Consider the following 22957-nt stretch of genomic DNA (forward strand, 5'->3'; position numbering starts at 1 on the left):
GATGAAGAGCACTCTCATATCCCGTTTCCCCCATCTCAGGCAGGACTTCACCGCCTCCCTCGTCGTCTTCCTGGTCGCGCTCCCGCTGTGCGTGGGCGTGGCCGTCGCCTCCGGGGTGCCGGCCGAGCTCGGGCTCGTCACCGGCATCGTGGGCGGACTGGTCACCGGGCTGATGCGCGGCAGCAGCCTCCAGGTGTCCGGTCCGGCCGCCGGACTGACCGTGCTCGTCTTCGAGGCGGTCAAGGAGTTCGGGCTGCCGGTGCTCGGGGCCGTCGTCCTCGTCACCGGACTGCTCCAGATCCTCATGGGCGCACTGAGGCTGGGCCGGTACTTCCGGGCCATCTCGGTCTCGGTCGTCGAGGGCATGCTGGCCGGGATCGGCCTGGTCCTGATCGCCGGTCAGCTGTACCCCGCCATGGCGGCGAAGGCCCCCGACTCGGGCCTCGGCAAGATGGCCGGGCTGCCGGGCGCGTTCCTGGACGCCCTGGGCGACGGCAAGGCGCTCGCCTCGCTGGCCCTGTGTGCGGGCACCGTCGCGATCCTGGTGCTGTGGAAGCACGCGCCCGCGAAGCTGCGCACGGTGCCCGGTCCGCTCGCCGCGGTCGGCCTCGCCACGCTCGCCGCACCGGCGCTGAGCCGGCCGGTGGCGACCGTCGAGGTGAAGGGGCTGCTGGGTGCCGTCCAGCCGCCGCCGCTGAGTGCCTTCGCGGATCTCGCGGGGGTCGGGGTGCTCGGCACGGTCGTCGCGTTCACGCTGATCGCGTCCGCCGAGTCACTGTTCAGTGCGGCGGCCGTGGACCGGCTGCACCACGGTCCGCGCACCCAGTACAACAAGGAGCTGGTCGCCCAGGGCGCGGGCAACGCGGTCTGCGGGCTGCTCGGCGCGCTGCCGATGACCGCGGTGATCGTGCGCAGCGCGGCCAATGTGCAGGCGGGCGCCCGCACGAAGGCGTCCCGTGTGCTGCACGGCGTCTGGCTGCTGCTGTTCGCCGCCCTGCTGCCCGGCGTCCTCGCCTACATCCCGATCCCGGCGCTCGCGGGTGTCCTGGTCTACTCCGGCGCCAAGCTCGTGCCGGTCGGGGCGCTGGCCGCGCTGTGGCGCGAACACCGCGGCGAGGCGCTGATCCTGGGCGTCACCGCCGTGTCGATCGTGGCGGTCAGCATGTTCGAGGGCGTGCTCATCGGACTCGCCCTGGCGGTGGTCAAGACCGCCTGGGAGGCCTCGCACCTGCGGCTGGAGGTCGTCGACAAGGGCTCCGGTCCCATCGAGGCGTACCTGTCGGGCAACGCGACCTTCCTGCGGCTGCCGAAGATCCTGGACAGCCTGGAGTCACTGCCCCAGGACCGCCCCGTCCGGCTGGACCTCTCCGGCCTGCACCACCTCGACCACGCCTGCCGCACGGCGCTGCAGAACTGGGCCGAACGCCACAGCGCGACAGGCACGGAGCCGGTGAGGGTCACCTCTCCGACCGCCCCGAGGGAAGCGGCCAGAACAGCGGCGCCCTAACGGCTCCTCACGGCGCAGCCACCGAGCCGCCGGCGCCGGCCCGGTCGTCCCCTCCCCGAGCCGACCGGGCCGGCCCACCGCTCCCTGCGCCCAGCCGACCGGACTGGCCCACCGTTGCCTCCCCCGGCCGACCGGACTGGTCCACCGCTGCCTCCCTCAGCTACCGGGCCGACCCCACCGCTCGCACGTCGAGCCCCGGGGCCGGCCCCTCGCCCCTTCCCCGAGCCGCAGGGGCCGGCCCGCCCCCGCCTCGCGGCCCACCGCGTCGGTGCTCCCCCGCCTCTGGCCCACCGAGCCGCTCCACCTGTGCCTCCCGGCCCACCGAGTCGGGTGGCGGGTGGGGCGGAGGTCGGGGTCAGGGGGCGACGCCTCACCCGGTGCCGACGCTGTGCCCGCCCATGGCTTCCATCTCAAGCCGGGCATATCGTTACAGCAGCGGACAGAACAACGCAGGCCTCTCGGCGAGGAGGTCATCATGCTCCAGGAGCTGCTGGGTGCCGCCGCCGCGGTGGGCTCGGTCGGCGTCGTGTACCTCGCGATGGCAGCGCGGGTGATCAAGCAGTACGAGCGAGGTGTGCTGTTCCGGCTCGGGCGGGTCACGAAAGACACCCGCGATCCGGGCCTGAACCTGGTGATCCCCTTCGTGGACCGCCTGCACAAGGTCAACATGCAGATCGTGACCATGCCCATCCCCGCCCAGGAGGGCATCACCCGCGACAACGTCACCGTGCGCGTGGACGCCGTCGTCTACTTCCGGGTGGTCGACGCGGTGAGCGCCCTGATCAAGGTCGAGGACTACAAGTTCGCGGTCTCCCAGATGGCGCAGACCTCACTGCGCTCGATCATCGGCAAGAGCGACCTGGACGATCTGCTCTCCAACCGCGAGAAACTCAACCAGGGCCTGGAGCTGATGCTCGACAGCCCGGCCGTCGGCTGGGGCATCCAGGTCGACCGGGTGGAGATCAAGGACGTGTCGCTGCCGGACACGATGAAGCGGTCCATGGCCCGCCAGGCCGAGGCCGACCGGGAGCGCAGGGCCCGGATCATCAACGCCGACGCGGAGTTGCAGGCTTCGAAGAAGCTCGCCGAGGCGGCCCAGCAGATGTCCGACACACCGGCGGCGCTCCAACTGCGGCTCCTGCAGACGGTGATGGCGGTGGCGGCCGAGAAGAACTCCACGCTGGTCCTGCCGATCCCGGTGGAGCTGCTGCACTTCCTGGAAAGGGGCCATCAGCAACCCGCGCCGAACCCTGACGGAGGGCAGCGTTCCGGCTAGCGTGCCGGGCATGCGCAAGGGTTGGGTGATCGCCGTGGCCGCGACGGCCGTCGTATCGGGGTGCGGAAAGGATGGCCCGGCGTCCGACGCCTCCTCGGCCCCCACCGCCCCCTCCGTCTCCTCCCCCGGCGCCGCCCGTCGGATCGCCGTCACCAGCCCCGCGTACGCCGACGCCGGCACGATCCCGCGGCGCTACACCTGCGACGGCGAGAACGTCTCGCCCCCGCTCGCGGTCAATGGCGTACCCGCGCAGGCCGTCTCGCTGGCCCTCCTGCTCCAGGACCCCGACGCCCCGCACGGGACGTTCACCCACTGGCTGGCGTGGGACATCGATCCGCACACCACGCATCTCACGGCCGGCGAGCATCCGGCGGGCGCGGCCGAGGGCCGCAACGGCTTCGGCGGTACGGGCTACGGCGGCCCCTGCCCGCCCCGCGGCGACCGCCCGCACCGCTATGTCCTCACGGTCTACGCCGCCGACCGCCGCCCGGGCCTCGCCCTCACCGCGACCCCGGACGACCTGCGGCAGGCCCTGTCCGGCCACACCCTCGCGAAGGGCACCCTGACCGGGCGGTACGGACGCTAGGGCCGGTCGCCCACCCTCCCCGGATTCACTCGCGGGCGCCGGTACCACCAGACGGACGGACATCTCTCCGCATACCCGATCAATTAATACTACTTTCATACTGTGAACCCAGTAACACTCCGTGTCACCGCCGTCTGCGCCCTGGGCGCGACTCTCGCCGCCTGCGGTACCGCGGGCACCCCGGACGCCACGAGCCCGGCCCATGCCAGGCCCGCAGCCTCCGCCCCCCTGTCCGCCGCTCGTCCGCCCGTGCTCACCCCCGGCCCGGGCGGCCTGACCCCGGTGTTCGAACACGGTCCGCGCAACCTGGGCAAGACCGTCGCGCTGACCTTCGACGCCGACATGACCGCCGACGAGGGGCCCCGCGCCTCCACCGGCGAGCACTTCGACAACCCCGACCTCATCGGCACGCTGCGCACGCTGAAGATCCCGGCGACCATCTTCATGACCGGCCGGTGGGCCGACGAGTACCCGGCCCAGGCCCGCTCCCTCGGCCACGACCCGCAGTTCGAGGTCGCCAACCACTCCTACAGCCACTATGCGTTCACCAAGGACTGCTACGGCCTGCCGACCGTCGCCGCGGACCGGATGAAGACGGACGTCGAGCGGGCGTACGCCTCTCTCCGCAAGGCCGGCGTACCCAACCCGCTGCCGTACTTCCGTTTCCCCGGCGGCTGTTACGACCAGCAGGCACTGCGTGCGCTCAGCGGGATCGGGGTCACCGCGGTGCAGTGGGACGTGGTGAGCGGTGACGCGTTCGCCACGGACGCCGACGCCGTCGTCCGGCAGGTCCTGGACGGGGTGAAGCCCGGCTCGGTGGTCATCATGCACTGCACCCGCAGCGCCGCCCCGACGACCGAGCGGGTCGTACGCGCGGTCGTGCCGGAACTGCGCAAGCAGGGCTACCGGTTCGTGAAGGTCTCCGAGCTGATCGCGGAGACGAACGGCCACCGGTGACCGCCCCGCGGCGAACCGACGGAAGGAGGCACGGCGCACTCCCTGCTCAGGGTGACCGTCGGGCGGTGAGTGCGCTCGCCGCCGCGAAGGCCGCGGCGGTGACGAGGGCCGCCCCGGCCAGCGGCAGCAGCGGCACCGGGACCCGGCCGGACTGCGAACCGGTGACCAGGTCGCTGACGGCGGCCTGGGCCGGGGAGCCCGCGAGCACCGCCGACAGCAGCGCGGCCAGCAGCATCGCCGGCACCGCGCGACCGGTGGAGCGCAGCAGCGGCCTGCTGGTCAGTGCGCCGACGGCGCTGCCCAGCAGGGCGCAGACGAGGGCGGCCAGGAGTCCGGCCGCGCCTGCCTGGAGCGGCGGGACATGGACCCGGTGGCCGTTGCTCGTGGGGGCGCTGATCAGCGTCACCACCAGGATCGCCGTCACGCCGAGCACCACCGAGGCGAGCAGGGCCGTCAGCAGGCAGGCCAGGTGGGCGCGGGCGGGACCGCGTGCCGCCGCGACACAGGCACGGGCGGCATCGGGCTCGCCCGTGACACAGAGGCGCACCAGCCACGCGGCCACCGGCAGCAGGCCGCTCGCCGCGTAGCCGAGCGAGTCGAGCACCGGCTGGCCGCTCTGCACGCCGATCGCGAGAAAGGCGGCGTACAGGATCACCGGCGGCAGCCAGCGCTGGGAGCGCAGGAGCAGGTCGGCCTGGTAGCGCAGGAGAGCGGTCATGAGCGGCTCCCGGGGTGCTCGGGCGGGTTGGTGCCGTCGGGGCCGACGCTCACCACGTGCCAGGACGGCCGGGCCGTCAGCAGAGCGCGCAGGAGGACGTCCGAGCGGGAGGCGGGGACGGTGAGACGGTGGGTGCCGGGGGTGGGCTCCGTCGCGGCGGCGACGCTCTGCACCACGTCGGCCGGCAGTTGCCGGCCCGGCGGGCCCTGCACGACGACGCGGATGACCGGACCTGTGCCCGCCTCCGGTGAACCCACGTGGTCCGTACGGCGTTCGAGACCGCTCCCGACGACGGTGTACGTCGCGTCGGATGCCCCGGCGAGGCGGCGCGGATCATGGTCCACGAAGACGACGGCGCCCCCGTCGGCGGTGCGCTCGGCCACCGCACGCTCCAGCTCGGCCCGCGCGCCCTCGTCCAGCCCGGTCCACGCCTCGTCCAGCACCAGCAGCTCCGGTTCGGCGAGCAGGGCCTGGGCCACCGCGACCTTCTGGCTGCTGCCCTTGGACAGGCGGGACATGGGGGTGGTCGCGTAGACGGAGGCGCCGAACCGCTCCAGCAGGTCGCCCGAGGCGCGTTGCGCGTTCCCCCGGCTCAGGCCGTGCACCGTGCCGAGGTGCGTCAGATAGCCGAGGGCGGTGAAGGGCAGCGCCGACGGGAACCGCTCCGGCACGTAGGCCGTGTGCGGACGGCCCATGACACGGCCCTCGCTCGGGGTGTCGAGGCGGGCGAGAAGGCGCAGCAGGGTGGACTTCCCGGTGCCGTTCGCTCCTTCGATGCGGGTCAGGGTGCCGGGGGTGAGTGTGAGGTCGACGCCTCTCAGTACCCAGGGGCCGCGGAGGCCGTAGCGGCGGCCGACGCCGACCAGCCGTAGGTCACGTTGCATGGGGTGATGGTGTCCGGTCTCGCCGTCGGGGTTGATCATGAGTCCGGTGTGCGAGACGCGGCCGGCGGCCGCGCGGTTCCCGGCTCCCCTTAGGGTGGGGCGATGTGAGCCACGTTCCAGCGTCCCCCGGTGACAGCCCCTTCCAGTCCGAGCCCAACACCCGTGACGAGGCGCCCCAATTCGTGCTGCCCCTCGTCGTACGGATCGAGCGGGGTGCTCCTCCTGCCCGTACCGATGCGCTGGAGACCGCCGCCCGTGCCGTACTCGTCCTGCTGGGCGACGAGCGGGCCGTCGGGGACGGGGAGTGGGCCGAGGCCGTGCGGGACTGGGAGGACGCCCGGATCCGGAAGGTCGTGCGGCGGGCCCGGGGCGCCGAGTGGCGGCGGGCCGAGGCGCTGCCCGGGATCACGGTGACCGGCAAGTCCGCGGAGGTACGGGTGTTCCCGCCCGTTCCGCTGGACGGCTGGCCCAAGGACCTGGTCAAGCTCCAGGTGTCGGGAACCGAGCTGGACGATCCGGAGCCGCCTCCCGCGGCCGACCGCGGCCGACCCGTGCTGTGGCTGAACCCGGGGCTGGAGATGTCGGCAGGCAAGGCGATGGCCCAGACGGGGCACGGCGCCCAGCTGGCCTGGTGGGCGCTCTCCGACGAGGCGCGTACCGCCTGGCGCGAGGCGGGTTTCCCGCTGGCGGTGCGCAGCGCCGACCCCGCCGAGTGGCGCGGGCTGACCGGCAGCGGGCTGCCGCTGGTCCGGGACGCGGGGTTCACGGAGATCGCGCCGGGCTCCTGCACGGTGGTCGCCGATCATCCCTCGCTCCGCCAGGGATCGCGACGCCCCGGCCCGACAGTCGCCCCGGCCCGACAGTCGCCCTGACCCGACGCCGCTAGGGCCTGTCTGCCGCCTCTGGGCCGTCGGGCTACTTCGGCTCCGGGCAGGAACCGCGGCCGGACACCCTCGGAAGGCGCCCACGGCTTCGCCGAGCGGGTGCCGGGGCCAGGTCCGCAGGCAGGGGCCGGGGCCGCAGGCAGGGCCGGGGCCCGGGGCCGGGGGCACAGGGCCGTCCGGCGGGACGCGGAACCTCAAATGTTCCTCTGAAGGCGCGCCGGCCGGGATTCGGCGGAGCCCGCCGGGGCCATACCCCCGTCATTCGAGGGAGGGGGCGCAGAACCATGCGGCGACTGGGTACGGGAATCGGCTGGCGGCCGGAGATCGCGGACGCCGTGGAGCGCATGCCGGGCATCGACTGGGTGGAGGTCGTGGCGGAGAACCTCTGCCCCGGCCATCTCCCGGACTCGCTGCTGCGGCTGCGCGAGCGCGGGGTGACCGTGATCCCGCACGGCGTCTCCCTCGGCCTCGGCGGCGCCGACCGCCCCGACGAGGGCCGGCTGGCGGCGCTCGCGGAACGCGCGGAGGCGCTCGGGGCACCGCTGGTCACCGAGCACATCGCGTTCGTCCGGGCGGGCGGCGCGCTCACCGCGTCGGCGTGCCTGGAGGCGGGCCACCTGCTGCCCGTCCCACGCACCCGGGACGCCCTGGACGTGCTGTGCGAGAACGTGCGGATCGCGCAGGAGGCGCTTCCGGTGCCGCTGGCGCTGGAGAACATCGCCGCGTTGTTCTCGTGGCCGGGCGAGGAGATGACCGAGGGGCAGTTCCTGGCCGAGCTGGTCGAGCGGACCGGGGTACGGCTGCTCATCGATGTGGCCAACCTGCACACCAACCACGTCAACCGCGGTGAGGACCCGGCCGAGGCGCTGGCCCGGCTGCCGCTGGAGGCCCTCGCCTACGTCCATGTCGCGGGCGGCTACGAGCGCGACGGCGTCTGGCACGACAGCCACGCGCACCCGGTGCCGGACCCCGTGCTCGGCATCCTCTCCGACCTCGCGTCCCGGGTCGCCCCGCCCGGGGTGCTGCTGGAGCGGGACGAGAACTTCCCCGCGCCGGGCGAGCTGGAGCAGGAGCTGGGGGCGATCCGGGAGGCCGTGGCGGCGGGGCGGGCGGCCCACGCGCAGCGCCCCGCGAAGGCGGGTGCCGCCGGGACGAAAGGGGCCGTCGGGACGAAGGAGACCGCCGCGACGGAGGAAGCCCCGGGGACGGAGAGTGTCGCCGGGACGCAGCGTGCCGTCGGGACGCAGCGTGCCGCCGAGACGGAGGGCACCGCCGGGACGAACGGCGTCGTGGTGCCGGGGCTGCCCGAGGTCCGGCAGCGGCTCGCGGTCGCCCAGGCAGCGGTGCTGTCCTCGCTGGTGGCAGGGACGCCGGTGCCGGAGGGCTTCGACCGGGTGCGGATGGGGGTGCAGGCGCGGGCGCTCGCGGCGAAGCGGGCGGGGGTGGTGGCGCGGGTGGCGCCGGAGCTGCCGGAGCTGCTCGGGGAGGGGTACCGGGAGGCGTTCCTGGAGTACGCGCGGACACGGCCGATGAGTGGCGGGTACCGGCAGGATGCGCTGGACTTCGCCGGGCAGCTGCTGAAGACCGGGCGCCCGAAGGACGCGAGGGCACGACGGCAGCTGCGGGACTGGTGGCTGGACCGCGCGGGCCCGGCCCCGCGGCCGCACGGCCTGACGGCCCGGGCGAAGGTGCTGCTGCGGCGGGGCTGAGCGGCGCCCCGGAGGGCCGCGGGGAACCGCACGGCCGCCCTGGGACGGCCCGCAGCCGGACGACGCCCTTCCGGACCACCCCCGGCCCCGCAGTAATATGCCAAGCCCGCACACCAAGCACCTGGCGTGCGGCGCAGGAGGCACCATGCGACCGCGACCCCCCGTCAAGGGCCGAGGCATATTCAGTGGCACCGGATTCATCATCCTGGGGCTGGCGGCAACAGTCGCCGCACTGGCCTTTCCGATCTGGTCGTACGCCGACCGGTCGAACGTGGCCGGCGCGAGCGTACTGAGCGCCCGGACCGTGACGACGCCGTACGGCCCGCTGTCCGCGCAGGACCGGGACTTCATCACCAAGGTCCGCCTCGCGGGCCTGTGGGAGCTGCCCGCCGGAGAGCTGGCGGAGCGCAAGGGCACCACCGAGGCCGTGCGCCAGGCCGGAGCGCACCTCATCGACGGGCACACCTCCCTCGACACGCACGTGCGCACCACGGCCTCCCAGCTCGGCGTCCCCCTGCCCAACGAGCCCAACAGCCAGCAGAAGCAGTGGCTCGCCACCCTGACCGCGGCCCAGGGCCAGGAGTTCGACCGGCAGTTCGCGGGCATCCTGCGGCTCGCGCACGGCCGGGTGTTCTCGCTCGTCGCCCAAGTCCGCGCCGGCACCCAGAACTCACTGGTCCGCGACCTCGCCGACGACGCCAACGCGACCGTGCTGGACCACATCAAGATCCTGGAGGCGACGGGGTACGTCGACTTCTCCTCGCTGGCCCGTGACCTGGCGGTGTCCCCCTCCCCCGTGCCCACGCCGCCGGTGGCCGATCCCGCCTCCGCGGTTCCGGTGGCGCCCTCGCCGTCCACGACGTACTCCCTGCCGCCCGCCGCCTCCGGCCCGCCACCGGCGAACAGCCCCTGACCTGCACACGAATCGGAACGTCACATACCGGCAACACTCTGTCCGGATGGTGAACCGGGCATGGCCATGCGGTGGGCGCGTGGCATAGAAAACACGTCATGTTCTGGGTCCTTCTCCTCCTCCTGGCCTGGGTGTTCGCCGGATCGTCCTGCACCCGCCTGTGCCTGGCGGCCGTACGTGCGGCGGCCGGGGACACGGACACTCCGGCACCTCGCAAGCACGAACTGACGCTGTACGAGGCGGCGTTCCTGTCCGGCGGGCCGGCGCGGGTCGCCGATGTGACCCTGGTGTCCATGGCCCGCCAACGGCGGCTGCTGCTCGCGCACACCGGGTGGGCCACCGTGGTGGACCCGCGGGGCCGTGACGAGATCGAGCAGTCCGTCATAGGGGCGATCGGACCCGAGGGGCAGTCCAGGATCACTCCCGTGCGGGCCGCGGCGGCCGGGGCCGAGGCCGTACGGCAACTCGCCGACGGGCTGGTGCGCGCCGGGCTCGCGGTGCCCGACGATGCGCGGCCGACCGTGGCGGACGGGATCCGCCAGGTGCGGGCCGCCGTCCTGGTCGTGCTCGTGCTGGGCCTGACCGCACTGCTGATGCCCGCCCAGACCGGCACGCCCCGTCTTCTCGTCGGCCTGTGGTTCGCCCTCCCCCTCACGCTCGCCCTCAGCTGTCTGGCCATGGCCCGGGTCGAAGCGCAGCCGTACTCGCGCTGGGCCTCCCCGGCCGGGCAGCGCCTGCTCATGGCGCTCGGCACCCGCAGGCGAGCGGGGGACGGCGGCGACGGCAGCGGCGACGAGCGGTCCTTCCTCACCTCTGTCGCCGTCCGCGGCGTCCGCGCGATCGGCGAGCCGGAGCTGCGCGCCGCCTTCGCCCACCGCGACCAGCTCTGGCGGGAGTGAGGCCGACCCCGGGGGGCGCATAAGGGGCATTGACGGCGACACCGGCCGGACGGTGCTTGCCTTCACCGACAACTGACCGAAACATCCCTTTTGTTGTAGCCGGGCCGTGGCAGTCGTGCCATCGCCGCCGTGCACCGAAGGGATACGCGATGAGAACTGCCGCCCTGTACTCGGCCGCCGGATCCTTGCTCCTGACGTCCCTGTCCGCGGCCCCCGCGGGCGGAGCACCCGCCGCGCCGGGCACCGCCGAACTGCGCGGGGCCGCGACGGCCGCCGCCCGCGCCGACGCGGCAGGCATCGCCTTCGGCAAGTGCTCCGCCGTGCCCGACGCGCCGAGCGACATGGAGTGCGGCACCGTGAGCGTCCCGCTGGACTACGCGCATCCCGACGGCAGGCAGATCAAGCTGACGGTCAGCAGGATGCGGGCCAGCCACAAGGATCCGCACAACAGCAAGCGGAAGGTGCCCCGTCAGGGCGTCCTCGTCTACAACCCCGGCGGTCCCGGCGCGTCGGGCATGCTCTTCCCGCTGGTCGGCAAGCTGCCCGAGTGGAAGCGCATCGCCGCCGCCTACGACCTCGTCGGCTACGCACCGCGTGGAGTGGAGCGCTCGGCTCCGTTGTCGTGCGTGGACCCCAAGCACTTCTTCACGGCTCCCGGCCAGTCTCCGGCACACCCCTCCGAGGAGTACAAGCGCCGACGCATCGCCCGGGCGAAGGCCTACGCACGCGGCTGTGCCCAACGCTCGGGCAACAAGCTGCAGTTCTACACCTCGCTCAACAACGCCCGTGACCTCGACGTCCTGCGGGCGGCGCTGGGCGAGAACCGGCTGACCTTCATGGGGGCGTCGTACGGCACGTACTTCGGCGCGCTGTACGCGACACTGTTCCCCTCGCACGTGCGGCGGATGGTCCTGGACTCGGCGGTGGACCCGGCCCCGGAGAAGATCTGGTACCAGGACAACCTGGACCAGTCGGCCGCGTTCGAGGACCGCTGGACGGACTTCCGCGAGTGGGTCGCCCGGCACGACGCCGTGTACGGGCTCGGCGACACGGCGGCGAAGGTGCAGCGCAGTTACGACATCGCGCGCAGCCGGCTGACCTCGAAGGCCGCGGGCGGAAAGGTCGGGCCCGCGCAGCTGCAGAGCGCGTTCCTCACCGCCGGGTACTACGACGACTTCTGGCCGAGCCGTGCCGCCGCGCTGTCGGCCTATCTGAAGGGCGACGCGAAGCCGCTGATCCAGCTGGCCGCGCCGAACCAGGCGACCGCCGCCGAGGCGGAGAACAGCGGCGCCGTCTACACGGCCGTCGAGTGCAACGACTCGCCCTGGCCGACGGACTGGAAGGTGTGGGACCGCGACAACACGCGGCTGGCGCGCGTGGCACCGTTCGAGACCTGGGACAACGCGTGGATGAATCTGCCGTGCGCCTACTGGCCCGCGCCCCGGCAGCGGCCACTGGACGTGCGGACCGGTCCCGGTGAGCTGCCGGCGGTGCTGATCCTGGCCGCCGAGCGGGACGCGGCCACGCCGTACGCGGGCGCGCTGGAGATGAACCGGCGGCTGTCCGGCTCGGTGCTGGTGACCGAGCGGGACGCGGGCACGCACGGCATCGGGGGCGGCCAGAACAAGTGCGTGAACGGCCACTTGGAGGCCTACCTGCTGGAAGGCCTCCTGCCGGAGCGGCGCGCGGCCTGCGCACCGCACCCGGAGCCGAGGCCCGAGGCCCCGGCCGGCCGCTCCCACAAGCAGCCCCTGCGGGACTCCCTCAAGGGCAAGACCACCTAGGCGGGCCCGGGCCAGCCGTACCGGCCACCGACGCGCGGGGGCCGGTGCGGCATCACCCGGAGGTGCAGCCCCCGGGCCCCCCGGCCCGCCGCACGCACCACCGGCCGTCAGGCGAGCCCGGCCACCAGGTCGGCCACCGACTTGCGGCGGCCCGTGAAGAACGGAACCTCTTCGCGGACGTGCATGCGGGCCTCGGAGGCGCGCAGGTGGCGCATCAGGTCGACGATGCGGTACAGCTCGTCGGCCTCGAAGGCGAGGACCCACTCGTAGTCGCCGAGCGAGAACGAGGCGACCGTGTTGGCCCGCACGTCCGGGTAACCGCGGGCCATCTTGCCGTGGTCCGCGAGCATCCGGCGGCGGTCCTCGTCGGGCAGCAGGTACCAGTCGTAGGAGCGCACGAACGGGTAGACGCTCACGTAGTTGCGGGGCGTCTCGTCGGCGAGGAACGCCGGGATGTGCGCGCGGTTGAACTCGGCGGGGCGGTGCAGCGCCATGTTCGACCAGACCGGCTCCAGGGCACGCCCCAGCCGGGTGCGGCGGAAGAGGTTGTACGCCTCCTGGAGCTGGTCGCTGGTCTCGGCGTGCCACCAGATCATGAGGTCGGCGTCGGCGCGCAGGCCGGAGACGTCGTAGGTGCCGCGGATCGTCACGTCCTTGGCGGCGAGCTGGTCGAACAGCTCCTGGACCTCGTCGGCGTAACCCGCGCGGTCCTCCGGCAGCACGTCCTTCAGCTTGAAGACCGACCACAGGGTGTAGCGGATGACCTCGTTGAGATCCTTGGCCAGCTTGCCCTTGTTCGGGATCCTGCCGGACTCGGTGGTGGGGGCGTCGTCACTCATGGTCCCTATTCTCCCGCTCCGCCGTGCAGGCTCTGCACCGGGTCGGCGGTCAGCTCCTCGATGCCGCTCAGGTCGCCGCCGAGCTGGTCCACCGCCGCGTACGCGCTCGCGATGCAGGCGGGGATGCCGACGCCGTCGTACTGCGCGCCGCACACCGCGAGGCCGGGCAGCCTGGCCACGTGCTCGCGGATGCGGGCCACGCGCGCGTGGTGGCCGACGGGGTACTGGGGCAGGCCGTCCGTCCAGCGGGTGACGCGGGTCCGCAGGGGCACGGCGTCCAGGCCGGTGGCCTCGTGCAGATCGTGCCGGGAGAGCGCGACCAGGCCGGCGTCCTCGCGCTGGAGGATCTCGGTCTCGCGGTGGCGCCCCACGGAAGTGCGCAGCACGACGACGTCCGGGTCCTCCTCGGCGATCCAGCCCCACTTCTGGGAGGCGAAGGTCGAGGCCTTGATGGTGTGCCCGTCGACCGGCGGCACGAGGAAGCCGCTGCCCTCGGGAAGGGCGATGTCCGCCCGCCGGTAGGCGAGGGTGATCAGTGCCATGGAGGCGTACTCGACGGCGCCCAGCTCGGCGGCGGCCGCCGGGGACTCGGCGCGCAGCAGGGCGGCGGCGGCCGGGGCGGGTACGGCGACGACCACCGCGTCGGCGTGCAGCGCACGCTCCCCCGTGGTGACCCGCCAGCCGCCGGACGCCTCCCGGCGGAGCCCGGTGACCGGCGTCCCGGTCAGGATCTCGCCGCCGCGCGCCCGCACCGAGGCGGCGACCGCGAGGGGCAGCCGGCCCACACCGCCCTCGATGCCCATGAAGACGGGCCCGGTCTGCTGCTGGGCGGCCGCCCTGGCCTGGATGTCACGGACGGCCCCGGTCAGGGAGTCGTGGGTGCGGGCCGCCTGGAAGAGCTGCGGGACGGCCGAGCGCATCGAGATGCGGTACGCGTCTCCCGCGTACACGCCGCCCAGCAGGGGCTCGACCAGGCGGTCGACGACCTCGCGGCCGAGCCGTGCCGCCACGTACTCCCCGACGGCCACGTCGTCGCCGAACTCCGTGCGGGGCAGGCCGGCCTCGTGCTCGATGCGTGCCAGGCCCTCGTCGGACAGGACTCCGGCCAGTGCGGCGGCGGTGCCGGGGACGCCCATCACATGGCCCTTGGGCATCGGGCGCAGGGCGCCGCGGGTCCAGATCGAGGCGGTCGCGGGGGCCGGCGTCCTGAGCTGCTCGCCGAGGCCCGCCTCGCGCGCGAGGTCCACCGCCTCGGGGCGGCGGGCGAGCATCGACTCGGCGCCCAGGTCGACGCGGACGCCCGCGATCTCGCCGGGCAGCAGCTTGCCGCCGACCCGCTCGGAGGCCTCCAGGACGGTCACCCGCGCCCCGCGGCCGAGCAGCCGGTGGGCGGCGGCCAGCCCGGCGACACCGGCTCCGACGACGACGACATGCCCGGTGCTCGTACCCGTTGCGCTCATGTCCCCCACTCTCTCAGACCCCGCCGGCCCGCCCGCCCCGGCCCGGTGTCCGGGACGAGTCCGGACCGTGACCGCATCGGGACCGGGAACGTCCAACGTCCGTGCGCGGCCGGGCGTCGAAGGAGCGTCACAGAACACCGTCCTCGGGGGTACCACCCATGCGCACACCACATTCCGCACTCCGTTCCGCACGCCGCTCCGCACGCCCCGTACGGCTGCTGGCCGGCACCCTGCTCGCCGCCTCCCTCGCGCTCGCGGGATGCAGCAGCGCCGGCGACCGGGGCGGCGACTCGGCGAAGTCCGCCGCGGGCGCCGAGGCACGGCAGCCGGGCGCCGCCGACCAGGGGGCCGGGGCCAAGCCGACCCGCCGGGCGCCCAGGCTCGCCCCGAGCGCCATCATCCGCACCGCCTCCCTGACCGTCGAGGTCAAGGACACCGCCAAGGCACTGACGCAGGCCCGCACGACCGCCGAGAGCGCGGGCGGATACGTCGGCGAGGAGAGCACCAGCCGGGACTCCGACGGCCATGAGCGGACCCGGGTCGTGCTGCGCGTGCCCACCGCGCGGTACGACGAGGTCCTCGCCGGCCTCCAGGGCACCGGCAGGCTCCTGGAGCGCACCGCGAAGGCGGTCGACGTCACCGACCAGGTCGTGGACGTGGACAGCAGGATCAGGTCGCAGCGGGCGAGCGTGAACCGGATCCGTACGCTGATGGACCGGGCGACCAAGCTGGGCGACGTCGTCACCCTGGAGGGGGAGCTGAGCAGCCGTGAGGCGGACCTGGAGTCCCTGCTGGCGCAGCAGGCGTCGCTGAAGGACCGGACGAGCCTTGCGACCATCACCCTGTCGCTGTCCGAGAAGCCCGTGCACGAGGCCGCCCAGGACGACACGCCCGGCTTCGTGGACGCGCTGTCGGGCGGCTGGCACGTGTTCGTCACCATGCTGCTCTGGATCGCCCTCGCCCTCGGCGCGGCCCTGCCGTTCGTCGCGCTCGCGGCGCTGCTGACGCTGCTGTGGCTGCGGGTCGTGCGCCCGCGCCGGTCGCGCGGCGGGGAGGCTTCGCCGGCGACGACGGCGCCGGGTCCGCTGCCGCAGGCGCGTCCGGTTCCGGACTCCGCCCGCGAGGGAGACCGGGACTGAAATGCCCGGGCCCCGTAGCGTGTTCGCATGAGCATGAGCGGTGGGCAGGGCGGCAGGGAGCGGCTGGTGGTGATCGGCGGGGACGCCGCGGGGATGTCCGCGGCATCGCAGGCCCGCCGGCTCCGCGGACCCGGTGAGCTGGAGATCGTGGCCTTCGAGCGGGGCCACTTCAGCTCCTTCTCGGCGTGCGGGATCCCGTACTGGGTGGGCGGCGAGGTCCCCGAGCGGGACCGGCTGATCGCCCGTACGCCCGGGGAGCACCGCGCGCGGGACATCGACCTCAGGATGTGCACGGAGGTCATGGAGATCGACGTGGCGGGCGGCCGGGTCCGCGTGCGTGACGTCGACTCCGGGGACGAATCCTGGACGTCGTACGACAAACTCGTGATCGCGACCGGCGCCCGCCCGATCCGCCCCGACATGCCGGGCACGGACGCTCCCGGTGTGCACGGCGTGCAGACCCTGGACGACGGCCAGGCACTGCTGGACTCCCTGGCGCGCACGCGGGGCCGCCGGGCCGTGGTCGTCGGCGCGGGCTACATCGGTGTGGAGATGGCCGAGGCGATGATCAACCGCGGCTACGAGGTGACGGTCGTCAACCGGGGCAGCGAGCCGATGTCGACGCTCGACCCCGACATGGGCCGGCTGGTGCACCGGGCCATGGAGGGCCTGGGCATCACCATGGTCGACGACGCCGAGGTCACCAAGGTGCTCACCGGCGAGGACGGCCGGGTGCGGGCGGTGGTCACCGAGGACGCCGAGTACCCGGCGGACGTGGTGGTCCTCGGCATCGGCGTGCGCCCCCAGACGGAGCTGGCCGAGGCGGCGGGCCTCCCGCTCGGCACGCACGGCGGGCTGCTGACGGACCGCGCCATGCGGGTGCGCGGCCACGAGAACATCTGGGCGGGCGGCGACTGCGTGGAGGTGCTCAACCTGGTCTCCGGCCAGGAGCAGTACGTTCCGCTCGGCACCCACGCCAACAAGCACGGCCAGGTCATCGGCACCAACGCCGGCGGCGGCTACGCCACCTTCCCGGGCGTCGTCGGCACGGCCGTCAGCAAGGTCTGCGACCTGGAGATCGCCCGCACCGGTCTGCGCGAGAAGGACGCCCGCCGCGTCGGCCTCCAGTACGAGAGTGTCACCATCGAGTCGACCAGCCGCGCCGGGTACTACCCGGGCGCCGCCCCGATGACGGTCAAGATGCTCGCCGAACGCCGCACGGGACGCCTGCTCGGCGTACAGATCGTCGGCAGGGAGGGCGCGGCCAAGCGGGTCGACATCGCGGCGGTGGCGCTGACCGCGCAGATGACGGTGGAACAGATGACGGCCCTGGACCTGGGCTACGCCCCGCCGTTCTCACCGGTGTGGGACCCGGTTCTGGTGGCGGCGCGAAAGGCCGCATCGAAGGTACGGGCGGGGTGACCGGCCCGAAGGGGCGCGGGGAACGGCGCGACCTGCCACGTTCCCCCCGCGCCCCGGAACGCTCCTCAAGCCGTCCCGCTGATCCGCGGCAGCGAGGTGACAGCGGCACTCGACGTCACGGCCGCGGGCTGCTCGCCCGCCGGCTTCGCATGGGACGCGGCCGGCCGGGTCGAGCGCAGCCTGTGGCTCACTGCCTCGTCCAGGGTCACCGGCCGCTGCATCTGCGAGGCGAGCCGCCCCGCCTCCTGACCGAGGCGCGCCACGTCCTCCCAGGGAAGCCGTACCACCAAAGACAGCTCGGCCTCGCCGTCGGGCAGAGCATGCATCGCCGAAACCTGCGGAACGTTCATCGCCTGATCCTCACGTCGGTTGAAGGAGGATACGGACGCCCGCCCGCGATCGTTCACCGGTTCGCGGGGCCCGTCGCGGGCAGTACTCCTGTGTGGTCATACCCGTCCATGACGTGAATGCGGTGCGCCGTACGCCCTATGTGACGTATGCGCTCATCGCCGCCAACGTCCTCGCCTTCCTCGCCACCCCGGGCATCGCCGGTTCGGTGGCCGGGGGCAGCGATCTGGCGCAGCTGTGCCATCTCCGCGCCTTCACCGACCATTACGCGGCGGTCCCCAGGGAGTTGATCCACCATCAGCTGCCACGGCTGGTCCCGACGGGCGAGGTGGGCGTGGGCCCGCACGGTCCGGGCTGCGTGGTGGGACCGCCGCGCTACGACAAGTCCCCGCCCCTGTCCGTGTTCACCGCCATGTTCCTGCACGGCAGCTGGCTGCACCTGCTCGGCAACATGCTGTTCCTGCTGATCTTCGGCAACAACGTCGAGGACCGGATGGGCCACATCCGCTACTTCCTCTTCTACGTCGTCTGCGGCTACGCGGCCGGCTACGGCTTCGCGCTGCTCAACGACGCCTCCGGCGACCCGCTGATCGGCGCGTCCGGAGCGATCGCCGGCGTGCTGGGCGCCTATCTGGTGCTGTATCCGACGGCCAGGATCTGGGTCCTCGTCCCGTTCCTGGTCTTCCTGCCGCTCAGGCTGCCCGCCTGGCTGGTGCTGGGCTTCTGGTTCGCACTCCAGGCGGTGTACTCCTCGGGGCACGGCGTCTCGGGCGCCGGCACGGTGGCGTACGCGGCGCACGTGGCCGGCTTCGTGGCGGGGATGCTGCTCGCCTGGCCGCTCAAGGCCGGCACGCCGCCCCCGCCTCAGCCCGGCCGCCTGCTGTTCGGCAGGCGGGCCCGGTCGCGTCAGGTGTGGTCCCGCGAGGTGTGGTGAACGGGTCCGCTCAGCGGGCGCTGTGCGTGTGGACGTAGTCCACGAGCCGGGTCAGCGCGTCCGGGTCGGTGTTCGGCAGCACGCCGTGGCCCAGGTTGAAGACGTGGCCCTCCAGGCCGGCGGCCGCGTCGAGGACCTCGCGGGCCCGGGCCTCGACGGTGTCCTTGTCCGTGAACAGGACCGTCGGGTCGATGTTGCCCTGGAGCGCCTTGCCGGGGCCGACGCGGCGCACCGCTTCGTCCAGCGGGACGCGATAGTCGACGCCGACGACGTCCGCGCCGGCATCGCCCATGAGCTTCAGCAGCTCACCGGTGCCGACACCGAAGTGGATGCGCGGGACGCCGTAGCCGGCGACGGCGTCGAAGACCTTCGCGGAGGCCGGCATGACCGAGCGTCGGTAGTCGGCCGGGGCGAGGGCGCCGACCCAGGAGTCGAACAGCTGGACCGCGCTGGCGCCGGCCTCGATCTGCACCTTCAGGAAGGCGGCCGTGATGTCGGCGAGGCGGTCCAGCAGATCGGCCCACAGCTCGGGGTCGCCGTACATCATCGCCTTGGCGTTCTCGAACGTGCGAGAGGGACCGCCCTCGATGAGGTAGCTCGCGAGGGTGAAAGGCGCGCCCGCGAAACCGATCAGCGGGGTGGCGCCCAGTTCCTTGGTGAGCAGGCCGATCGCCTCGGTGACGTAGGAGACGTCCTCGGGCGTGAGGTCGCGCAGCCGGGCCAGGTCGGCTCGGGTGCGGATGGGCTCCTCGACGACCGGGCCGATGCCGGGCTTGATGTCGAGGTCGATGCCGATGGCCTTCAGCGGGACGACGATGTCGCTGTAGTAGATGGCCGCGTCCACGCCGTGCCGGCGCACCGGCTGCAGCGTGATCTCGGTGACCAGCTCGGGCCGCGTGCAGGACTCCAGCATGGGGATGCCCTCGCGCACCTTGCGGTACTCCGGCAGGGAGCGGCCGGCCTGGCGCATGAACCACACGGGGGTGTGCGGCACGGGCTCGCGCCTGCACGCCTTGAGGAAGGCGCTGTCGTACGTCGCTGTCGGCTGCTGGCCCGTAGGGGTGTCGTTGGCGGTCACGGGGAAAGTCTCGCACGACCCCGGTGAGCGACACGCAGCCCGTCCGGCGCTTGCGCGTGGGCCCTTCCGGCGCTCGCGCGGAAGGCCGTCGGACGCCGCTGCACCAGGCCGTCCGGGCCGGTGCGGCGGACCCGGCAGGTGGCTCGCGGCCGCTACGGCACATCCGGTGCGGGGTGTCTAGGCCAGCACCGAGCGCCAGTTCCCCTTACTCTTCCGCCATGGCTGCGGCTCAAGGACGAACGTCGGACAGTACGGACGGGACGGACGACGCGAAGGAGGCCGGTGAGGCGGACCGGCATCCGGGCAACACCACCCCGCCGGCGTTCCGGGCCGCGGTGGAGGCCCTGCGCACCGCGCGTCTGCGACCGCAGGTCGAGGTGGAGCCGACGCCCGCCCCGCAGCGGCTCGCCCCGTTCGCGTACGCGCTGGAGGCCGTGGTGGTCGACGGCGACCAGGATCTGGCCGACGGGCGGCTGGTGCTGCTGCACGACCCGGCCGGGCACGAGGCCTGGCGCGGCACGTTCCGGCTGGTGACCCTGGTGCGCGCGGAGCTGGAGCCGGAGATGGCCGCCGATCCGCTGCTGCCCGAGGTGTGCTGGTCGTGGCTGACCGGCGCGCTGCAGGCGCGGGGGCTCACCTACGGCGAGCCGAGCGGCACGGTCACGCGCGCGAGCTCGCACTACTTCGGCGGGCTGGCCGAGCGGGCGCCCGCCTCGCAGATCGAGATCCGTGCCTCCTGGACGCCCCGCGAGGGCCTGGGCGGGGTGCCGGACACCGCAGCCCACCTGGCCTCCTGGTGCGATCTGCTGGCCCAGGTCGGCGGGCTGCCCCCGGCCGGTCCCGGTGACGCCTCGGTGGTGACCCTGCCGCAGCGCAGGGGGCCGCAGTCCCGGTAGGGACGCGGGCGGCAGTCCCGGCGGAGCAGGGGGCGTCACGGCAGCGGAGCACGGGCATCACGGCAGGGACAGGGGCGGCAGTCCTGGTGGAGCGGGAACCCCCGGTCACAGCAGGACGGGGTTCCCCGCCCCGGTGACGTCACGACCGGTCACACCCGCGTCATCCTCGCGAAGGTGCTATTGACCATCTCTTTGTCGATACGGCCACTTCCTGCACTCGAATCGCATCAGCCCGAACCGATTCGATCTTCGGATGATCGATCGCGTGTCCGAATTGCACGGATTGTTACTCACTAGATCGTGATCATTCTCTAAAGGCGGACGGGTTTGCTGCCGAAGACGACTGTGACCTTGAAAGCACGGTTCGTCCCGGCTTCTTCCCCAAAGCCGGCCCCCGTCCCCCACCCCAGGAGGCCTGGTGTCCGTTCTCCTCGAGCAGCCCGCAAGCCTGGTCGCCTACCGCCCGAACAAGCCGACCGCCATGGTGGTCGTGGCCGACCCGCGCGTCCGCTCCACCGTCACCCGCCATCTGTGGGCGCTCGGTGTGCGCGATGTCATCGAAGCCTCGTCCATCGCGGAGGCTCGTCCCCGCATCGGCAACCCCCGCGACATCTGTGTCGCCGACGTCCACCTGCCCGACGGCTCCGGCCTGACCCTGCTGTCCGAGACCCGCGCCGCGGGCTGGCCCAACGGACTGGCCCTCTCCGCAGCCGACGACATCGGCGCCGTCCGCAACGCCCTGGCGGGCGGGGTGAAGGGCTACGTCGTCACCGGCACCCGGACCAACATCGGACTGCCCCCACGGCCCGGCGCCGCCCCCCTCGGCGCCGGCGCCCGTATGCACCGCCGCCCCCCGGGTGCCCCGAGCCACCCGGGCGGCTACCGCGAGCTGTCCGGACGCGAGGTCGAGGTGCTGCGGCTGGTCGCCGAGGGCCAGTCGAACAAGGCCATCGGCGTCTCGATGGGCCTGTCCGCACTGACCGTGAAGAGCCACCTGGCCCGCATCGCGCGCAAGCTCGGCACGGGCGACCGGGCCGGCATGGTGGCCGTCGCCCTGCGCACCGGAATCATCCACTGACCCTGCACCCGACCCTGCACCCGACCCCGCACCCCACCCTGCGCCACGCCCTCCGCCGGGCCGCTCGGCGGAAGCACCGGTTCAGTCATGTGAACCCGACGTTTCACCGGCCTGACTGGTTTACGACCCTCCGGCGCCCGTCGACGGAACGTTCCGGCGACGGGCGCTGTCCACACATGGATACCCTTGACATGTGACCGACGCCCAAGACACCGCAGCAGACGCTTCCCTGCGCACCACCGGAGGCACTCCTCCGGACGACGCCGGAGGGTCTGTGACGGGGGCGCCGACCCCACTGCTCGAACCGCGCGAGGGCATTCCGCCGGTGATCGCCGACGAGGCCGCGCTCGCCGAGGTGATCGCCGCGTTCGCCGCCGGTTCCGGCCCCGTCGCCGTCGACGCCGAGCGCGCCTCCGGCTACCGCTACGGCCAGCGCGCCTACCTGGTGCAGCTGCGCCGCGAGGGGGCCGGCAGCGCACTGATCGATCCCGTCGCCTGTCCCGACCTCTCGGGCCTCGGCGAGGCGCTGACCGGCGTCGAATGGGTGCTGCACGCGGCCACCCAGGATCTGCCCTGTCTGCGGGAGATAGGCATGATGCCGACCGCGCTGTTCGACACCGAGCTGGCCGGCCGGCTGGCCGGATTCCCCCGGGTCGGGCTCGGCGCCATGGTCGAGAGCGTCCTCGGCTTCGTCCTGGAGAAGGGCCACTCCGCCGTCGACTGGTCCACCCGCCCGCTGCCCGAGCCGTGGCTGCGCTACGCCGCGCTGGACGTGGAGCTCCTCGTCGACCTGCGCGACGCGCTGGAGAAGGATCTGGACCGGCAGGGCAAGCTGGAGTGGGCCCGCCAGGAGTTCGACGCGATCGCCTCCGCGCCGCCGGCCGAGCCCCGCAAGGATCCCTGGCGCCGCACGTCCGGCATGCACAAGGTGCGGCGGCGCCGGCAGCTGGCCGTCGTGCGGGAGCTGTGGCAGACGCGGGACCGGATCGCCCAGCGGCGGGACGTGTCGCCGGGCAAGGTGCTCAGCGACGCCGCCATCGTGGAGGCGGCGCTCGCCCTTCCGGTCAACGTGCACGCGCTCTCGGCGCTGAACGGGTTCGGGCACCGCACGGGACGGCGGCAGCTGGAGCAGTGGCAGGCCGCGGTGGACCGTGCCAGGGCCCTGACCGAGACGCAGCTGCCGCAGCCGGGGCAGCCCGTCACCGGCCCGCCGCCGCCGCGGGCCTGGGCCGACAAGGACCCCGCCGCCGCGGCGCGGCTCTCCGCCGCCCGGGCCGGGGTGTCGGCCCTGGCCGAGCAGCTCAACATGCCCCAGGAGAACCTGATCTCTCCGGACACCGTGCGCCGGATCTGCTGGGAGCCTCCGGTCGCCGATGCGCAGGCGGTGGGGGCCGCGCTGGCCGGGTACGGTGCGCGTGCGTGGCAGGTGGAACAGGTTTCGGCGGTGCTGGTTTCGGCGCTGGCCCCGAAGGGGTAGGGCGGGCCGGGCGCCCAAGCGCCGTAGGACCTGGGCGTGGTGCGGCGGCTGCGGGTGGGTCGTGGCCGTTCGCGTAGGTCCCCGCGCCACTGAGGGGGCGCCACTGAGGGGGCGCCCGCTTGCGTGTCAGTGTCCGGGGGGCGTAGGGCCTGGTCGTGTGCGGTGGGTG

General features: G+C 73.4%; 21 protein-coding genes. 15 read left to right on the top strand and 6 right to left on the bottom strand.

Translation table 11 applies throughout. The annotated features are described in order from the left end of the window. Window position 1: 1 nt before the first annotated feature. The 4 genes from ACFZCP_RS10545 (at window position 2) to ACFZCP_RS10560 (ending at window position 4326) form a co-directional block, all read left to right on the top strand. On the top strand, window positions 2-1507 hold the full coding sequence (locus ACFZCP_RS10545; RefSeq protein ID WP_391425927.1) for a SulP family inorganic anion transporter: 1506 nt from the start codon (window positions 2-4) through the stop codon (window positions 1505-1507). A 475-nt stretch (window positions 1508-1982) separates the two neighbouring features. Then, on the top strand, window positions 1983-2783 hold the full coding sequence (locus ACFZCP_RS10550; protein ID WP_391425929.1) for an SPFH domain-containing protein: 801 nt from the start codon (window positions 1983-1985) through the stop codon (window positions 2781-2783). Between the two features lie 10 nt (window positions 2784-2793). Next, window positions 2794-3369 (top strand): YbhB/YbcL family Raf kinase inhibitor-like protein, encoded by a 576-nt coding sequence (locus tag ACFZCP_RS10555; RefSeq protein WP_391425931.1) that lies wholly within the window; start codon window positions 2794-2796, stop codon window positions 3367-3369. 102 nt (window positions 3370-3471) lie between these two features. Continuing rightward, on the top strand, window positions 3472-4326 hold the full coding sequence (locus tag ACFZCP_RS10560) for a polysaccharide deacetylase family protein (RefSeq protein WP_391425933.1): 855 nt from the start codon (window positions 3472-3474) through the stop codon (window positions 4324-4326). 46 nt (window positions 4327-4372) lie between these two features. On the opposite strand, the gene ACFZCP_RS10565 is transcribed toward ACFZCP_RS10560, so the two are convergent. Further along, on the bottom strand, window positions 4373-5044 hold the full coding sequence (locus ACFZCP_RS10565; protein WP_391425935.1) for an ABC transporter: 672 nt from the start codon (window positions 5042-5044) through the stop codon (window positions 4373-4375). Then, window positions 5041-5928, bottom strand: coding sequence for an ATP-binding cassette domain-containing protein (locus ACFZCP_RS10570; protein WP_391425937.1), 888 nt, complete (start codon window positions 5926-5928; stop codon window positions 5041-5043). Before ACFZCP_RS10570 ends, ACFZCP_RS10565 begins: the two co-directional genes overlap by 4 nt. Before the next feature lie 104 nt (window positions 5929-6032). Here ACFZCP_RS10570 and ACFZCP_RS10575 point away from each other — a divergent pair, with 104 nt between their 5' ends. The 5 genes from ACFZCP_RS10575 (at window position 6033) to ACFZCP_RS10595 (ending at window position 12117) form a co-directional block, all read left to right on the top strand. Continuing rightward, window positions 6033-6800 carry a peptidyl-tRNA hydrolase gene (locus ACFZCP_RS10575; protein ID WP_391425939.1) on the top strand — a complete coding sequence of 256 codons (768 nt, stop codon included), beginning with the start codon at window positions 6033-6035 and terminating at the stop codon, window positions 6798-6800. 296 nt (window positions 6801-7096) lie between these two features. Next, window positions 7097-8521 (top strand): DUF692 family multinuclear iron-containing protein, encoded by a 1425-nt coding sequence (locus ACFZCP_RS10580; protein ID WP_391425941.1) that lies wholly within the window; start codon window positions 7097-7099, stop codon window positions 8519-8521. A gap of 145 nt (window positions 8522-8666) precedes the next feature. After that, complete coding sequence (locus ACFZCP_RS10585; protein ID WP_391425943.1) at window positions 8667-9434, top strand: DUF4142 domain-containing protein; 768 nt, start codon at window positions 8667-8669, stop codon at window positions 9432-9434. A 98-nt stretch (window positions 9435-9532) separates the two neighbouring features. After that, window positions 9533-10333 (top strand): TIGR04222 domain-containing membrane protein, encoded by an 801-nt coding sequence (locus tag ACFZCP_RS10590; protein ID WP_391425945.1) that lies wholly within the window; start codon window positions 9533-9535, stop codon window positions 10331-10333. Between the two features lie 149 nt (window positions 10334-10482). Continuing rightward, window positions 10483-12117 carry an alpha/beta fold hydrolase gene (locus tag ACFZCP_RS10595; protein ID WP_391425947.1) on the top strand — a complete coding sequence of 545 codons (1635 nt, stop codon included), beginning with the start codon at window positions 10483-10485 and terminating at the stop codon, window positions 12115-12117. 107 nt (window positions 12118-12224) lie between these two features. Here the strand turns inward: ACFZCP_RS10595 and hemQ are convergent, their stop codons facing one another. Next, window positions 12225-12956: a hydrogen peroxide-dependent heme synthase gene (hemQ, locus tag ACFZCP_RS10600; protein ID WP_362684510.1), complete on the bottom strand. Its 732-nt coding sequence runs from the start codon at window positions 12954-12956 to the stop codon at window positions 12225-12227. 5 nt (window positions 12957-12961) lie between these two features. After that, window positions 12962-14416, bottom strand: coding sequence for a protoporphyrinogen oxidase (gene hemG, locus ACFZCP_RS10605; protein ID WP_391425950.1), 1455 nt, complete (start codon window positions 14414-14416; stop codon window positions 12962-12964). A gap of 158 nt (window positions 14417-14574) precedes the next feature. Here hemG and ACFZCP_RS10610 point away from each other — a divergent pair, with 158 nt between their 5' ends. Both ACFZCP_RS10610 and ACFZCP_RS10615 read left to right on the top strand, forming a co-directional pair. Further along, complete coding sequence (locus ACFZCP_RS10610; RefSeq protein ID WP_391425952.1) at window positions 14575-15555, top strand: DUF4349 domain-containing protein; 981 nt, start codon at window positions 14575-14577, stop codon at window positions 15553-15555. 27 nt (window positions 15556-15582) lie between these two features. Next, on the top strand, window positions 15583-16977 hold the full coding sequence (locus ACFZCP_RS10615; RefSeq protein WP_391425954.1) for an FAD-dependent oxidoreductase: 1395 nt from the start codon (window positions 15583-15585) through the stop codon (window positions 16975-16977). A gap of 65 nt (window positions 16978-17042) precedes the next feature. On the opposite strand, the gene ACFZCP_RS10620 is transcribed toward ACFZCP_RS10615, so the two are convergent. Next, the gene (locus ACFZCP_RS10620) at window positions 17043-17327 is read right to left on the bottom strand and encodes a hypothetical protein (protein WP_391425956.1); all 285 of its coding nucleotides are present in this window, start codon (window positions 17325-17327) and stop codon (window positions 17043-17045) included. A 92-nt stretch (window positions 17328-17419) separates the two neighbouring features. Between ACFZCP_RS10620 and ACFZCP_RS10625 the strand changes: the two genes are divergently transcribed. Then, a complete protein-coding gene (locus ACFZCP_RS10625) occupies window positions 17420-18259 on the top strand; it encodes a rhomboid family intramembrane serine protease (RefSeq protein ID WP_391425958.1) in 840 nt (279 codons plus the stop codon). A 10-nt stretch (window positions 18260-18269) separates the two neighbouring features. Here ACFZCP_RS10625 and hemE read toward each other — a convergent pair whose 3' ends face one another. Further along, window positions 18270-19337 (bottom strand): uroporphyrinogen decarboxylase, encoded by a 1068-nt coding sequence (hemE, locus tag ACFZCP_RS10630; RefSeq protein ID WP_391425960.1) that lies wholly within the window; start codon window positions 19335-19337, stop codon window positions 18270-18272. 218 nt (window positions 19338-19555) lie between these two features. On the opposite strand from hemE, the gene ACFZCP_RS10635 reads away from it, so the two are divergent. The 3 genes from ACFZCP_RS10635 (at window position 19556) to ACFZCP_RS10645 (ending at window position 22788) form a co-directional block, all read left to right on the top strand. Continuing rightward, window positions 19556-20233: a DUF3000 family protein gene (locus ACFZCP_RS10635; RefSeq protein ID WP_391425962.1), complete on the top strand. Its 678-nt coding sequence runs from the start codon at window positions 19556-19558 to the stop codon at window positions 20231-20233. 418 nt (window positions 20234-20651) lie between these two features. Then, the gene (locus tag ACFZCP_RS10640; RefSeq protein WP_391425963.1) at window positions 20652-21311 is read left to right on the top strand and encodes a LuxR C-terminal-related transcriptional regulator; all 660 of its coding nucleotides are present in this window, start codon (window positions 20652-20654) and stop codon (window positions 21309-21311) included. Window positions 21312-21504: 193 nt separating this feature from the next. Further along, window positions 21505-22788, top strand: coding sequence for an HRDC domain-containing protein (locus ACFZCP_RS10645; protein WP_391425965.1), 1284 nt, complete (start codon window positions 21505-21507; stop codon window positions 22786-22788). Window positions 22789-22957: the final 169 nt, after the last annotated feature.

It is taken from the genome of Streptomyces sp. NPDC007971 (assembly GCF_042958635.1).
Classification (GTDB): Bacteria; Actinomycetota; Actinomycetes; order Streptomycetales; family Streptomycetaceae; genus Streptomyces.

Bases quoted from the DNA above. Each gene is read 5' to 3' on its own strand.
- ACFZCP_RS10555 (WP_391425931.1), top strand. From the start codon at position 2,794: ATGCGCAAGGGTTGGGTGATCGCCGTGGCCGCGACGGCCGTCGTATCG.
- ACFZCP_RS10595 (WP_391425947.1), top strand. From the start codon at position 10,483: ATGAGAACTGCCGCCCTGTACTCGGCCGCCGGATCCTTGCTCCTGACG.
- ACFZCP_RS10570 (WP_391425937.1), bottom strand. From the start codon at position 5,928: ATGCAACGTGACCTACGGCTGGTCGGCGTCGGCCGCCGCTACGGCCTC.
- ACFZCP_RS10580 (WP_391425941.1), top strand. From the start codon at position 7,097: ATGCGGCGACTGGGTACGGGAATCGGCTGGCGGCCGGAGATCGCGGAC.
- ACFZCP_RS10550 (WP_391425929.1), top strand. From the start codon at position 1,983: ATGCTCCAGGAGCTGCTGGGTGCCGCCGCCGCGGTGGGCTCGGTCGGC.
- ACFZCP_RS10565 (WP_391425935.1), bottom strand. From the start codon at position 5,044: ATGACCGCTCTCCTGCGCTACCAGGCCGACCTGCTCCTGCGCTCCCAG.
- ACFZCP_RS10545 (WP_391425927.1), top strand. From the start codon at position 2: ATGAAGAGCACTCTCATATCCCGTTTCCCCCATCTCAGGCAGGACTTC.
- hemQ (WP_362684510.1), bottom strand. From the start codon at position 12,956: ATGAGTGACGACGCCCCCACCACCGAGTCCGGCAGGATCCCGAACAAG.
- ACFZCP_RS10590 (WP_391425945.1), top strand. From the start codon at position 9,533: ATGTTCTGGGTCCTTCTCCTCCTCCTGGCCTGGGTGTTCGCCGGATCG.
- hemG (WP_391425950.1), bottom strand. From the start codon at position 14,416: ATGAGCGCAACGGGTACGAGCACCGGGCATGTCGTCGTCGTCGGAGCC.
- ACFZCP_RS10585 (WP_391425943.1), top strand. From the start codon at position 8,667: ATGCGACCGCGACCCCCCGTCAAGGGCCGAGGCATATTCAGTGGCACC.
- ACFZCP_RS10615 (WP_391425954.1), top strand. From the start codon at position 15,583: ATGAGCATGAGCGGTGGGCAGGGCGGCAGGGAGCGGCTGGTGGTGATC.
- ACFZCP_RS10610 (WP_391425952.1), top strand. From the start codon at position 14,575: ATGCGCACACCACATTCCGCACTCCGTTCCGCACGCCGCTCCGCACGC.
- ACFZCP_RS10635 (WP_391425962.1), top strand. From the start codon at position 19,556: ATGGCTGCGGCTCAAGGACGAACGTCGGACAGTACGGACGGGACGGAC.
- ACFZCP_RS10620 (WP_391425956.1), bottom strand. From the start codon at position 17,327: ATGAACGTTCCGCAGGTTTCGGCGATGCATGCTCTGCCCGACGGCGAG.